At 67.0% G+C, this 14,124-nt stretch carries 11 protein-coding genes; all 11 read right to left on the minus strand.

Annotation, left to right across the window (positions count from 1 at the left end):
* Positions 1-28: 28 nt before the first annotated feature.
* Positions 29-1,783, minus strand: coding sequence for a carbamoyltransferase family protein (locus ACOAPY_RS18730; RefSeq protein ID WP_465154297.1), 1,755 nt, complete (start codon positions 1,781-1,783; stop codon positions 29-31).
* 142 nt (positions 1,784-1,925) lie between these two features.
* The gene (locus ACOAPY_RS18735; RefSeq protein ID WP_465154298.1) at positions 1,926-3,347 is read right to left on the minus strand and encodes a lipopolysaccharide kinase InaA family protein; all 1,422 of its coding nucleotides are present in this window, start codon (positions 3,345-3,347) and stop codon (positions 1,926-1,928) included.
* On the minus strand, positions 3,347-4,090 hold the full coding sequence (locus ACOAPY_RS18740) for a lipopolysaccharide kinase InaA family protein (protein ID WP_465154299.1): 744 nt from the start codon (positions 4,088-4,090) through the stop codon (positions 3,347-3,349). The genes ACOAPY_RS18735 and ACOAPY_RS18740 overlap by 1 nt, the downstream gene beginning before the upstream one ends.
* A complete protein-coding gene (locus ACOAPY_RS18745; protein WP_076583685.1) occupies positions 4,087-4,821 on the minus strand; it encodes a lipopolysaccharide kinase InaA family protein in 735 nt (244 codons plus the stop codon). The genes ACOAPY_RS18740 and ACOAPY_RS18745 overlap by 4 nt, the downstream gene beginning before the upstream one ends.
* Positions 4,821-5,786, minus strand: a complete 966-nt coding sequence (locus ACOAPY_RS18750) for a glycosyltransferase family 9 protein (RefSeq protein WP_465154300.1) — start codon at positions 5,784-5,786, stop codon at positions 4,821-4,823. Before ACOAPY_RS18750 ends, ACOAPY_RS18745 begins: the two co-directional genes overlap by 1 nt.
* 14 nt (positions 5,787-5,800) lie before the next feature.
* Complete coding sequence (rfaP, locus tag ACOAPY_RS18755) at positions 5,801-6,607, minus strand: lipopolysaccharide core heptose(I) kinase RfaP (RefSeq protein ID WP_465154301.1); 807 nt, start codon at positions 6,605-6,607, stop codon at positions 5,801-5,803.
* Positions 6,604-7,725: a glycosyltransferase family 4 protein gene (locus ACOAPY_RS18760; protein ID WP_465154302.1), complete on the minus strand. Its 1,122-nt coding sequence runs from the start codon at positions 7,723-7,725 to the stop codon at positions 6,604-6,606. Before ACOAPY_RS18760 ends, rfaP begins: the two co-directional genes overlap by 4 nt.
* Positions 7,725-8,729, minus strand: coding sequence for a lipopolysaccharide heptosyltransferase I (gene waaC, locus ACOAPY_RS18765; protein ID WP_465156866.1), 1,005 nt, complete (start codon positions 8,727-8,729; stop codon positions 7,725-7,727). The genes ACOAPY_RS18760 and waaC overlap by 1 nt, the downstream gene beginning before the upstream one ends.
* Before the next feature lie 266 nt (positions 8,730-8,995).
* Positions 8,996-10,027, minus strand: coding sequence for a lipopolysaccharide heptosyltransferase II (gene waaF, locus ACOAPY_RS18770; RefSeq protein WP_465154303.1), 1,032 nt, complete (start codon positions 10,025-10,027; stop codon positions 8,996-8,998).
* 60 nt (positions 10,028-10,087) lie between these two features.
* The gene (locus tag ACOAPY_RS18775) at positions 10,088-11,011 is read right to left on the minus strand and encodes a branched-chain amino acid transaminase (protein WP_021702667.1); all 924 of its coding nucleotides are present in this window, start codon (positions 11,009-11,011) and stop codon (positions 10,088-10,090) included.
* Positions 11,012-11,039: 28 nt separating this feature from the next.
* Positions 11,040-13,943, minus strand: coding sequence for a bifunctional [glutamate--ammonia ligase]-adenylyl-L-tyrosine phosphorylase/[glutamate--ammonia-ligase] adenylyltransferase (gene glnE / locus ACOAPY_RS18780; RefSeq protein ID WP_465154304.1), 2,904 nt, complete (start codon positions 13,941-13,943; stop codon positions 11,040-11,042).
* Positions 13,944-14,124: the final 181 nt, after the last annotated feature.

The following is a 14,124-nucleotide window of genomic DNA, read 5'->3' on the forward strand; positions in this document are numbered from 1 at the left end:
TCGCTCAGCCAGGCGACGGCCAGCCGCCTCAGATGTTGTCATACCAGTCCTTGCCGTCCTTGACCACCAGGATGTCTTCCATGATCAGGTACTGCAGGTCGGAGCCGTAGAACATGTTCAGCGCGTCGGTCGGCGAGCAGATCATCGGCTCGCCGCGGCGGTTGAGCGAGGTGTTCAGCGACACACCGTTGCCAGTCAGCTTCTCCAGCTCCAGCATCAGGTCGTACCAGCGCGGGTTGAAACGACGCTCCAGCACCTGGGCGCGCGAGGTGCCGTCCTCGTGCACCACTTCGCCGACGCGTTCCTTCCACTCGTCGTTGACTTCGAAGGTGAAGGTCATGAACGGGCTCGGGTGGTCGACCTTGAGCATCTTCGGTGCGACTGTGTCGAGCATCGACGGGCAGAAGGGTCTCCAGCGCTCGCGGAACTTGATCTGCTCGTTGATGCGATCGGCAACGCCCGGCACGCTCGGGCAGCCGATGATGGAGCGGCCGCCAAGGGCACGCGGGCCGAACTCCATGCGGCCCTGGAACCAGGCCACCGGGTTGCCGTCGACCATGATCTTGGCGATGCGCTCGGGGGTATTGTCGATGCGCTTGAACACCGGCTTGCTCGGGTGGCGAGCACAGGCGGCGATCACGTCCTCGTTGGAGTAGGCCGGGCCGAGATAGACGTGCTCCATCTTCTCGACCGGCACGCCGCGTTGATGCGAGACATAGGCCGCGGCGCCGACCGAGGTACCGGCATCGCCGGAAGCGGGCTGCACGAACAGCTCCTTGACGTCGTCGCGGGCGATGATCTTCTGGTTCAGCTTGACGTTCAGTGCGCAGCCGCCGGCAAAGGCGATCTTGCCGGTTTCCTTGAGAATGTCGCCGAGGTAGTACTCCATCATCTCCAGCGCCAGCTTCTCGAACAGCGCCTGCATGCTGGCGGCATAGTGGATGTAAGGATCGTCGGCGATATCGCCCTGGCGCTTCGGCCCCAGCCACTCGATCAGCTTGGGCGAGAAGTAGTAGCCCTTGCCGTTTTCCTTGTAGCGGCGGAAACCGATGACATTGGCGTAGTCGGTGTTGATGATCAGCTCGCCGTTCTCGAACTTGGCCAGGCGCGAGAAGTCGTACTTGGCGGCATCACCGTAGGGCGCCATGCCCATGACCTTGAACTCGCCGTCGAGCATCTCGAAGCCGAGGAATTCGGTGATCGCGCCGTACAGGCCGCCGAGCGAATCCGGATCGTAGAATTCCTTGATCTTGTGGATCTTGCCGTTCTCGCCCCAGCCGAAGAAGGTGGTGGCGTACTCGCCCTTGCCGTCGATGCCGAGGATCGCGGTCTTTTCCTTGAAGCCCGAGCAATGGTAGGCGCTGGCGGCGTGGGCCAGGTGGTGCTCGACCGGCTCGATCTTGACCTTCTTCAGGTCGAAACCCAGCTGCTCCAGGCACCACTGGATCTTCTTGTGGTAGCGCTTGTAGCGGCGGTTGCCCATCAGGATCGCGTCGAGCGAGCGATCCGGCGCGTACCAGTAGCGCTTGGCATAGTGCCAGCGGGCCTTGCCGAACAGGCTGATAGGCGCGAAGGGAATGGCCACCACGTCGACATCGGAGGGCTTGATCCCGGCCTGTTCCAGGCAGAACTTGGCGGACTCGTAGGGCATGCGGTTCTTCGCATGCTTGTCGCGCACGAAGCGCTCTTCCTCGACCGCCGCGATCAGTTTGCCGTCGATGTACAGGGCGGCGGACGGGTCATGGCTGAGCGCGCCGGACAGGCCGAGAATGGTCAATGCCACGGGAAAGCCTCTTTGCAGCTACGGGCGGACAACGCCGCCGGGACAGGTGGAAGGGCGAAACAGCTTTCGCCCGAACAAAGGCGGGGATTATAGCGACAGACTCCGGCCGCGGGTATCGCCGGGTGCCGACCGCGCGGTCGCGTCAGAGACGCGGCAGGCGCGCATCCAGCAGGCGGTGCAGGGCGGAGTCCGCCGGCCAGTTGCGCAGGAATCGCGCGCGGTCGCGGGCATAGGCACGGGCGAAGCCACTTTGCCCGGCATGCTGGCGCATGGCGTCGAGGTCGATCAGACTCCAGCGGCCTTGGTCCCAGAACAGGTTGTGGCCTTTGAAATCACCATGACTGATGCGCTCGCGGATCAGCGCGGCGAACAGCCGGTCCAGCGCCGCCAACTCGGCTTCCGGCGGGCAGCCATCGACATGCGGCGTGAAGCGCGCGATCAGGTCCTCGCCGCCACAGTAGTCGGTCACCAGGTAGGCACGGCCGCGCAGCCAGCACCAGCGCCGCTCGAGCACCGCCAACGGACGCGGCGTGGCGATACCCAGCAGCTCCAGACGGTGGCCTTCGACCCAGCTGTGCCAGGCGCGGCTGGGGCGCCAGAAGCGCTTGAGCCAGTGCAGCCAGTGCTTGATGTTGTAGCGCTTGACCACCAGCGGCTGGCCATTGAGCTCGACGCGAGCAACGGTGGCCGCGCCGCCGGTCTTGTAGACATGCCCGGCCTCGATGCACGCGTCGATCCGGCCCAGCAGCGGCGCCAGCTCGGCATCCTGCTCGCGACGCACCACGCGCAGGCCGAACGCGCCGATGCTGGCCGCGAACAGGCTGCAATCTCGACCGACCTTCTTCAGGTAGTCGCGCAGGCGCCAGCGCCGCACCTTCGTCACTTCCTTGAGCAGGGCTTCGAGCGGCAGGGCGTGCTCGCCATTGGCCAGCAGGTAGTGCACCAGCAGTTCCTCGGTGAAGGGCTCCAGCTCGGCCGGCAGTTGGGCGAAGAACACCCCGAGGTTTTCCAGCACGCGCTGGCGCGACAGCGGCTGGCCGGCCTTCTCGACCTGAACGCCGCCGCCATCGATGACGAACAGCTGACCGGCCTGTCGCAGCAGGTTGTCCAGGTGCAGGTCGGCCTGCCAAAGGCCCCTGGCATGCAGCTGGCCGATGGCATTCAGCGCCTCGCCCAGCACCGCCTGCTGCGCGCCGGACAGCAAGGCATCGCGCTCGACGGCGCGCCAGGCGTCCCACAGACTCTCGGCCCCTTCCAGGTAGTCGAACAGCAGCCAACCGCCCTGTCCGGCCACGAAGCCCTCGGCCAGCAGCTCGGGCGTGCACACCCCCTGCTCGGCCAGCAGGCGCGCACCGCAGAGTTCACGCTGGAAGTGCCGCTCGGCCTTGCCGCCAACCAGCAGCTTGGCCAGCACCGCACGGCCGCGCCAGCGGGCCAGGCCGACATAGCGCTGCCCCGGCAGTACCCGCAACAGACGCTCCAGCTCCAGCGGCTCGCCGTTCAGCTGCAGCTGCAATGGCAGAACGGGCGCGCGCCCGGCAAGCTGCAAATCGGCCAGCAGCATCAACGTGACTCCTTGTGCCGGCGGCGCGCGCCGAGACGCAGGCTCCAGCGTTCGATATCGCCCGCCTCGCCCAGGTAGGCGCCCAGCAGCTGGCGCACCTCGCCCTCGCTCCAGACGCTGGCGCGGCGCAGCAGCGGTTCCAGATCCTTGATCCGGTCGCGCTCGCCGAGCAGCAGCGGACGGGTCTTCTCTAGGTCGATCAGTTGCGCCGCGAAGCCCCCACCCTCCTCTTTCAGGAAGATGTGCTTGGGATAGAAGCAGCCATGGACCTGGCCTGCCGCGTGCAGGCGCCGCGCCAACTCACCACAGGCGCGCAGGATCGCACTGCGGCAGGCGCCATTGAGCTGCGTCCAGCCCTGCAGCCAGTGATCCAGGTCCTGCCAGCCGTCCAGCGCGCGAGTCAGCAGGATGGCACGGCGCTCGCCGGGCAGCCGGCGCTCGGCGAAGAAGGCCGCCTGCAGCGCGGGAATACCCAGGGTGGTATAGCGGCGGATATTGCGGAACTCGCGGGCGAAGGTCGGCTCACCCAGCGGGCGTAGCAGGCTGTGGGTCAGGTGATTGCTCTGGCGCTTGAGGTAATAGGCCGCTTCGCCCAGGTCCAGGCGATACACGCTGCTCCAGCCACCGCGCTCGGTGTTGGGCTCGTCCACCGCCTCCAGCTTGAGTGCCCAGAGCGCGTCGTAGTCGGCCAGTCCGTGGCGCTCGAGGATGGCGCGATCCTCGGCGGTGATGAAATCGCTCATTCCCGGCCCTCGAAGAACTTCACAATCTGCCGAACGCGGCGCTTGTCGCCGCTGGAAAGGCGCTCGCGCCCGCGGTACTGCAGGTAGAAGCGCAAACGCTGGCTGCGCGTCAGCACCTTGCTGGCCACCTTGTCCAGGCAGGCCAGATCCTTGATCACGCGGTAGCGCAGGAACGGCCCCCACCAGAAACTGCCGGTCGGGCAATCGATCAGGAACAGCGCACCGTCCTGATTGACCAGCAGGTTGCGCCACTTCAGGTCGTTATGGGCGAAATGATGGTCATGCAGGGCGCGGGTCGCCCTGGCCAGCTGGAGACTGACAGTGTTCACCCAGGCGCCATCACGCAGGCGCGGGTCGCCTTGCCTGGCCATCTCGGCCAGGTCGCAGGTGTGCTCCAGCTCGCGGGTAACCAGCGCCCCACGCACGAACGCGCCTCCCTTGCGCTCCAGGCCATAGGCAACCACGGGCGCGGTGGGAATGCCCCACTGCGCGAAGTGCTTCAGGTTCTGCCACTCGGCCTTGACCCGCGGCCGCCCGATGAAGCGGCGCAGGCCCTTGCCGGCACCCCAGTAACGCTTGACGTAGTAGCGCACGCCGTCGCGCTCGATGAGGATCACCTCGGACAGCGGGTCGGAGGTCAACTGCCGGCCCTGCAGGGCGAACACGGCCGCCAGCGAGCCCAGATCCTGGTGCAGCGCGCCGTATTCAGGCCTCAAGGTCCAGCCGGCCATCAGCGCGCCCGCCCCAGGCGCCGGGGAATCCGCCAGACCGGAATGAACGGAGACCAGACATAGCGCCCCAACAGCTTGAAGCTGGCCAGTGGCGCCAGCACCTCGTTGTGTGCGTTGAACCCCGGACGCCAGACGAAGTTGGCGTGCTTGCGGGTAATGGTGAAGCTGCGCAATCCCATCAGCGAGCCGAGATGGCCACCTCCCGAGTCATTGCTGATGACCACCGCGCAGGTCGCGAGAAAGTCCATCAGGCCGCGGACATCGGCGAAGGCGTGCACCGGGAAACCGCTGTACGCGTGCCCCAGCGCCTCGCGCTCTCTGGGCATGCCGACAAACTCGACGAGCCAGCCCCGCGCGCGCAGACGCCGGGCCAGCCAGAGAAAGCCGGCCTGCGAGTAGTTCTTCTTGTCATGCGGCGTGGTCGGAAAGATCGCCACGCGCCGATGAGCGTCGGCGCAGGAGGTCGGGCACCGAAGGGGCACAGTGCCCTCGCCACGCAGGCCGAAGACACTGGCGGCATACTCGTCGATCCATTGCACCATGCTCATGCCCGCCCGCGAACGCAGGCACAGGGCGCGGCTGGCGCTGGCGAACACATGCTCGCCGACCCGCACCTCGCGCCCGTCAACCCCCAGGCGCGACGACAGTTTCTTCGCCGTCACGATAGCGATATTGGCCTGGGCGAGAATCTCCGGCAGGCGCGACGCATCCTGCGGAAGCGCATTGACGTAGCAGATGACCAGGTCGTTCTCGGCCGCCAGCGCCAGCAGATCGACACTCTCAGCGGACTCCACCTGCAGCCAGTCGAAGTAGTCGCGTGCCGGATACAAGGTGCCGGACACGAAACGCACCCGCGCACCCGCGCGGTGGAACAGCCAGGCCAGGTACAGGTAGAGCGTGACATCCCCCAGAGCCGCGCACGGCACGATGGCCACACGCTTGTCGTGCCAATCCATTTGCGTCATAGCAGCACCCTGATTCACAGCGCATCCCCATAGCGCTGCTTGCGTTGGTAGAGTTTTTCCGCCTTGCGTTCCAGCCAGGCCAGCAGCCGGGCCTCGTCGCGCAGAATGTCGCGCAGCGGGCGCTGGAAGTAGTTGCGCAGGAAGCGCAGCCTGTCGCGGCGCGTCAGGCCGATGTCCAGGGCGGAGAAATACAGTGCGGCCAGGTCCTTGTTGCGCCAGCGCAGGGGCACGACGCTGCGTACCTGGGCACGGTGCAGGTCGATCACCGAGAGACGGAAATCGTCCGCCGTTACCGGTTTGTCGGTGTGCAGCAGGAAGTGGCAGATATAGCAGTCACGGTGGTTGACCCCGGCCCGGTGCATACCGCCGACCATCTTCGCCACTTCGGCGATCAGCGCGCGCTTGAGGCGCGCTTCGGGTCGCTGCTGGGCCCAGTTCAGGGTCAGCTGCTCCAGATCGGTGGTCGGCGCCAGCTCCTCGGTGATGATGAAGGAATGCTGCGCGGCCGGATTGCCGCCGCGCTCGCCATAGGCCACGGCGGTCATGGTCGGCACGCCAGCCTCGGTCAGGCGCTGAATCGCCCGCCATTCCTGGCCGGCGCCGAGCACCGGCAGCTTGGCGCTTAGCAGGTTCTTGACGATCTCGCCCCAGCCGATGCCGCGGTGAATCTTGACGAAGTAGCCACGCCCGCCGACTTCGGTGCGCAGCGTGCGCCGCCCCTCCAGCTCGCGGTAGACCTGGCCTTGCAGGGCCTCCACGGCGACGAAGGCATCCTGTCCGGCCCACAGGCTCTGGAACGGCTCGGCAAGCATCAGTTTCATGCGCGCTCCGCCAGGATCACGTCGGCCGCGCGCTGCGGCATGGAATACAGGTCGGCCGTATCGGCGAAGGCCAGGCCATGGGCGCCCCACTTCGCCCGCGCCGCGTCATCGGCGAGCATCTCGGCAAGCATGCGGTTGAACACCTCCTGCTCGAACGGCGCCGGCACCACGCGCCCGGCTTCGGCCTCGGCGATGTAGTGGGCATAGCCGCAGACGGCGCTGACCAACACCGGCAGGCCGGAGACCAGCGCCTCCAGCAGCACGGTGCCGGTGTTCTCGTTGTAGGCCGGATGGACCAGCAGATCAGCGCCCAGGAGGAAACGCGGGATGTCGCTGCGCCCCTTGAGAATCTGCACTTGATCGGACAGCCCCAGCGCCTTGACCTGCAGCAGGAAGGGCTTGGGGTCGTCCTGGCCGATGGCGATCAGGCGGGTGCGTTTCTTCAGCTCGCGCGGCAGCGCGGCCAGGGCCTTGAGGCTACGGTCCAGGCCCTTGGTCTTGAAGCCAGAGCCAATCTGCACCAGCAGCAGGTCGTCGTCGGCCAGCTGGAACTCGCGGCGGAACTCGGCGCGGATCTCGCCGGCATTGGCCGGCGCGCGGCGATCGGCGGCAATACCCGGCGGCAGCAGATGGAAGCGCGCCTCCGGGGTCTGGTAGTGCTTGATGAACAGCGGCTGCTGCACCTCGGAGATCATCAGGATCTCGGTCCTCGACTCCGGGGCGAACACCGCCCGCTCGTAGTCGGCGAAATGCTTGTAGCGGCCCCAGCGCTTGTAGATCGGCGCGCGCAGGGTCTGCGCCTTGTCCTCGTAGCAGCCGTCGGCAGCGTAGTAGACGTCGAGGCCCGGCATCTTGTTGAAGCCGACCACCCGATCCACCGGGTCGCGCGCCAGATCGGCGGCCAGCCAGGCGCTGAACTTCTCGTTGCGGTGATGATTGAAGAACGCCTTGATCGGCGCCACCCGCACGTCGAACCCGGCGGGCACCTCGCCCTCCCAGATCGGCGTATAGACGCGGATGGCATGCCCCCGCGCCTGGCACTCCAGGGCGATGCGCATGAAATCGCGCTGCAGGCCGCCAAAGGGGAAGTACTTGTAAAGCACGAAGGCCAGCTGCATCACACCGCCTCCTGCTGCGCCAGCAGCATGGCGTTCAGCGCATCGCCGACGCGCTGGGCGTCGAGGCCTTCGAAGCAGGGCTTGTGCCGATCGCCCTGGCCGGCACCCGGTCCGGTGGCGCACAGGTGCACCTGGCCGCGCCCATAGGCACCGACCTTGCCCGGCAGAGTCGGGCCGTACAGGGAGATGGTCGGCACATCGAGCGCCGCCGCCAGGTGGCCGAGGCCGGTGTCCACGGCGACGCAGGCAGTGGCGCCGGCGATCACCTTGGCCACGCCAGCCAGGTTGAGTTTGGGCAGCACGGCGGCATTGTCGATACCGGCGACGATGCGCTGGGCACGCTCACGCTCGGTCTCGTTACCCCAGGGCAGGCGGATGGCCCAGCCCTGCGCCGCCATGCGCTCGGCCAGGGCGCGCCAGTCGGCCTCCGGCCAGTGCTTGCTGGCCCAGGTGGTGCCATGCAGGAACAGCAGGTAGGGCTGGGCGGACGCATCGGCCATGGCCGCGCGATCCAGACCGTAGTCGCCGATCTGCTGCGGCAGCGGGTAACCCAGCGCCAGGGCGAACAGTTGGCGGGTGCGCTCCAGGGCATGCTGGTTCTTCGCCACGGCATACAGGCGGTCATAGAAGCGGCAGGCCAGCGGCTCGCGCGCCGAGTCGCGATCCAGGCCGGCCACCGGCGCCTTGCTGTAACGGGTCAGCACCGCGCTTTTGAACAGGCCCTGGGCATCGATCACCAGATCGTAGTCGACCTCGCCCAGGCGCTGCTTGAAGCGTTTCCACTCGCCGCTTTTCCAGGTCTGCAGCAGGTGTTTGCGCCAGCGGCGGATAGCCACCGGGATCACCTGCGCCACGGCCGGGTGCCAGGCAGGAATCTCGGCGAAGCCCTCTTCCACCACCCAGTCGAACTGGATGCCGGGAATGGCCCGCGCCGCATCGGTGAGCGCCGGCAGGGTATGAATCACATCGCCGAGCGAGGACGTCTTGATCAGCAGTACCCGCATAGAGGTCGTGCTCACGACAAATGACACGCCGCGTTGGCGCTGTGAGTGCGCCAGGCTAGGCGCGGGACGCAGGCGATGGTCATTCCCTCGGCAAGTCCCGCAACAACGCATGGCACACTCACAGCGCCAACCCGAAGGGCCGTGCCCCGGGGAGCGCAATCCAGCGTCATTCGTCGCTCATTTGGAATAACCAAACTTCTCTCCTCATTCCTAGACTTGCGCTCCCCGGGGCGACGGCGCGGCGCGTCATTTATCGCGAGCACGACCTACACCTCGACCGGGTCGGCGACCAGGCGGTCCAGCGCCTCGATCACCGGGCGCGGCTTGAGCTCGCGCAGGCAGTTGTAGTGACCGAAGCGGCAGGTACGCTCGAAGCAGGGACTGCAATCGAGGCCCAGGCGGACGATCTCCACCTGGTCGGCCAGCGGCGGGGTGAACTGCGGCGAGGTCGAGCCGTACACCGCCACCAGCGGGCGATTCAGCGCAGCGGCCACGTGCATCAGGCCGGAGTCGTTGGATACCACGGCGGTGGCAGCAGAGAGCAGGTCGATGGCCTCCGCCAGGCTGGTCTCGCCGGCCAGGTTGACGCTTTCTTCGCGCAACCCCGGGATAAGGCGCTCGCGGATCGCCTCGCAGCCGGGGTGGTCATTCTTCGAGCCGAACATCCACACCTGCCAGCCGGCGCGGATCTTGATCTCGGCGACCTTGGCGTAGTGCTCCACCGGCCAGCGCTTGGCCTCGCCGAACTCGGCGCCGGGACACAGCGCCAGCACCGGGCGATCCAGGCTCAGGCCGAACTTGGCCAGGGCGGCGGCGCGGCTGGCCTCGTCGATCACCAGGCGCGGCTGCGGGTAGGGCTTGGGAAGCTCGGCGCCCGCTTCATAAGCCAGCGCCATGAAGCGCTCGATCATCAGCGGCAGGCGCTCCTTGTCGAGCTTGCGGATGTCGTTGAGCAGGCCATAGCGCATCTCGCCCTTCCAGCCGGTGCGCTTGGGCACCTTGGCAAAGAACGGCACCAGCGCGGACTTCAGCGAGTTGGGCAGCAGGATCGCCTGATCGTACTGGCCGGCCAGCGACTGGCCGATGCGCCGGCGGGTGGCGAGGTCGAGCACGCCATGGCCGAGCGGGAAGCTCAGCGCCGCGCGCACTTCGGGCATGCGTTCGAGGATCGGCCGACTCCACTCGGGCGCCAGCACGTCGATCTCGCAGCCGGGATGGCGCTGCTTGAGGCAGACGAACAGGGTCTGCGCCATCACCATGTCACCGACCCAGCTGGGCCCTACGATCAGAATCTTCATGCTCGTTCCAGAAATGCGCGGGGAGGCACGTGGCCTCCCCTATCAGGCTTCAGCGTCCGCTCACTTAACCAGCGTGCGCCACTCGGCGTGGGCGCTGGTCTTGCCGGTGACCAGGTCGAAGTAGGCCTTCTGCAGCTTCTCGGTGACCGGGCCACGGCGGCCGGCGCCGATCTGGCGGCCATCCACTTCACGGATCGGTGTGACTTCGGCGGCGGTGCCGGTGAAGAAGGCCTCGTCGGCGATGTACACCTCGTCGCGGGTGATGCGCTTCTCCACCACCTTGATGCCGTGCTCGGCAGCCAGGGTGAGGATGGTGCTGCGGGTGATGCCGTTCAGGCAGGAGGTCACCTCCGGGGTGTACACCACGCCGTCCTTGACCAGGAAGATGTTCTCGCCCGAGCCTTCGGCCACGTAGCCTTCCGGGTCCAGCAGCATGGCCTCGTCGGCGCCGCCGGAAATGGCTTCCTGCAGGGCCAGCATCGAGTTGATGTAGTTGCCGTTGGCCTTGGCGCGGGTCATCGAGATGTTGACGTGGTGGCGGGTGTAGGAGCTGGTGCGCACCTTGATGCCGCTCTGCAGCGCTTCCTCGCCCATGTAGGCGCCCCAGTTCCAGGCGGCGACGATCACGTGCACCTTGAGGCCCGAGGCACGCAGGCCCATGCCTTCGCTGCCGAAGAACACCATCGGACGCAGGTAGGCACTTTCCAGGCCGTTCTCGCGTACCGCGGCGCGCTGCGCCTCGTTGATCTCTTCCTTGGAGAAGGGGATCTGCATGTTGAAGATGTGCGCCGAGTCGAACAGGCGGTCGGTGTGCGCCTGCAGGCGGAAGATGGCGGTGCCGTCCGGGGTGTTGTAGGCGCGCACGCCCTCGAACACGCCCATGCCGTAGTGCAGGGTGTGGGTCAGTACGTGGGTGGTGGCGTCGCGCCACTGCACCAGCTCGCCGTCGTACCAGATCACGCCATCACGGTCGGACATCGACATCTTTGCCACTCCTCAGGATTCGTTTCGTTCAGTTCAGGCCCAGCTCGCGCCACAGGCGCATTACGCTGCGCCGCTCCTCGGCGAACTGGTCGCCACCGACCTTGCCCGGCTGCTTCTGCAACGCCTGCCGGTGGGCGGCGGAGCGGTAGGCCTTGTAGGCCTCCTGCAGCAGCTCGACGTCCGCGGCGGGCAACAGCCCGACATCGCGCAGGCCATCGAGAATGCGGATGTTGTCGGTGTAGCGGTGCAGCGCCGGATGCTGCCCCGACCACGCCAGGGCCGCGTATTGCACCATAAATTCAATATCGACGATACCTCCGGCGTCCTGCTTCAGATCGAAGGAAGTCGCCGCATCGAAGGCGTTTTCCCCGGTGCCGGCGGCGGTTTCGCGGCTGCCCAGGTTGTCGCGCATCTTGGCGCGCATCTCACTGACCTCGGCCTGCAGCTTGGGCAGGTCGCGCGAGCGTTCGAGGATCGCCGCACGCACCCGCTCGAAGCCTTCGGCCACCCGACTGCAGCCGGCCAGCACGCGCGCGCGCACCAGCGCCTGGTGCTCCCAGGTCCAGGCTTCGTTCTCCTGATAGCGCTGGAAGGCGGCCAGCGAGCTGACCAGCAGGCCCGCCGCCCCAGAGGGCCGCAGGCGCATATCCACCTCGTAGAGCTGGCCGGAGGTGGTCTGGGTGGCCAGCAGGTGGATGATGCGCTGGCCCAGACGGGCGAAAAACTGCGCGCCGTCGATGGGCTTGGCGCCGTCGGTCTCGGCCTGTGAGTCGCCGTCGTGGATGAATACCAGATCCAGATCCGAGCCGTGCCCCAACTCCAGGCCGCCAACCTTGCCGTAGCCAACGATGACGAAGTCCGGATCGCACAGGCTGCCATCGGCGCGGCGCGGATTGCCGTATTTGGCCACGGTCTGGCGCCAGGCCAGGGCCAGCACCTGGTCAAGGATGGCCTCGGCCAGCCAGGTCAGGTAATCCGAGACCTTCATCAGCGGCAGGGTGCCGGCGATCTCCGAGGCGGCCACGCGCAGGCCGTGGGCCAGCTTGAAGTGGCGCAGGGCCTCCATCTGCTGTTCCAGGTCGTCCTCGGGAATCCGCGTCAGCCGTTCGCGCAGCTCGGCGGCCAGCTCCGGCGCCAGCGGCGGCTTGAACAGGCGCCCCTCGTTGAGCAGTTCGTCGAGCAGCAGCGGGAAGCGGGTGATCTGCTCGGCGATCCACGGGCTGGCCGCACACAGCGTCATCAGCCGCTGCAGGGCGCCGGGATTCTCGGTGAGCAGTACCAGGTAGGCCGAACGCCGCGCCACCGCCTCCACCAGCGGCAACACGCGCTCCAGCACCAGATCCGGATTGGCGTGCTCCACCGCCTGCGCCAGCAGGCGTGGCACGAAGGCGTCCAGGCGTTCGCGCCCGAGGCGCTGCATGGTGCGCACCTGATTGCCGCCGCGCAGGTCGATCAGGCGCTTGAGGGCGGCCGCCGGTTCGCGGAAGCCGGCCTCGGCCAGCTGGCGCTCGGCCATGTCAGGTTCCAGCGCCTCTTCCCACAGCGGCAGCCACTCGCCACCGACGCAGGTTTCCGCCTCGCCACCCTCCTCCTCGTCCGGGTCGGCGATGACCTGGCGGAAATGCCACTCGATGCGTCCGCGCCAGTACATCAGGCGCTCATGGAAGCTCGCCCAGTCGGCAAAGCCCATGATGCAGGCCACCCGCGCGCGGTCGAGGTCGTTGTCCGGCAGCATCTGCGTCTGTCGGTCGCCGATGGCCTGCAGGGCATGCTCGGTGTAGCGCAGGAACTCGTAACCTTCCTTCATCTCGGCGATGATCGGCGGCGGCAGGTAGCCCTGCCCCTCCAGGGTGTCCAGCACCTTGAGCAACGGCCGCTGCTGCAGGCTGAGATCACGACCGCCGTGGATCAGCTGGAAGGCCTGGGCGATGAATTCCACCTCGCGGATGCCACCGGAGCCGAGCTTGACGTTGTCGCTCATGCCCTTGCGCCGCACTTCCTGCTGGATCAGCTGCTTCATGGCGCGCAGCGCCTCGATCGCGGAGAAATCCAGGTAGCGGCGATAGACGAAGGGCCGCAGCATCTCCAGCAGCTGCTTGCCGGCGACCTGGTCGCCGCCGACCACGCGCGCCTTGATCATGGCGTAGCGCTCCCAGTCGCGCCCCTGGTCCTGGTAGTACTGCTCCAGCGCGTTGAAACTGAGCACCAGGGCGCCAGCCGAGCCATAGGGGCGCAGGCGCATGTCGACGCGGAACACGAAACCCTCGACGGTGATGGCGTCCAGCGCCTTGATCAGCCGCTGCCCCAGGCGGATGAAGAACTCCTGGTTGTCCAGCGAGCGCTTCACGCCCTCCGTCTCGCCGCCCTCGGAGTAGCCGAAGATCAGGTCGATGTCCGACGACAGGTTGAGCTCATGGGCGCCGAGCTTGCCCATGCCGAGGATCACCAGATGCTGCGGCTGGCCGCTGCGGTGGCCGATCGGCGTGCCGAACTGCTCGCAGTGGCGCGGGTAGAGCCACTGGTAAGCGCCGTCGATGCAGGCATCGGCCAGGTCGGAAAGGTCGCCACAGGTCTCGGCCAGACAGGCCAGACGGTTCAGGTCGCGCCAGATGATGCGCACCTGCTCGCGGTTGCGGAAACGGCGCAGGCGGCGGCCCAGCTCGTCCTCGTCGGGACAGTCGGCCAGCAGGGCCTGCAGCTGCCCGCGCAGCTCGCCGGCGGCGAAACGGCGCTCCAGATCGCCACTCTCGCCCAGCTCCACCAGCAGCTGTGGGTCACGCACGGCCTGCTCGTGAACGAAGTCGCTGAGCGCACAGCTGCGCCGCAACGCCTGCATGCGCTCAGCCGGCCAGGCGGTGGGCAGCAGGGCCGAAGCGCGTTCGGCGAGAGACAGCAAAGGGGCCGGCAGGGCGGCCAGTGGCGGCAGGCTCATGGTCTATCCTTGGGACGGGCAGCCTGCCCCGAATTCACCCAGGCGCCGCTGCCCTTCCAGAGAAAACTGTAGTTTTACTACTAAAGAATGTGTCCCGGACTCTACAGGCGGCATCGAAAATGTAGTAAAACTACAAAAGCGACCGCGAGCATAGCGGTCGACCACGACTTCACGTAGCCCG

The organism is Pseudomonas stagnisoli, assembly GCF_048595745.1.
Taxonomy (GTDB): Bacteria; Pseudomonadota; Gammaproteobacteria; order Pseudomonadales; family Pseudomonadaceae; genus Aquipseudomonas; species Aquipseudomonas alcaligenes_A.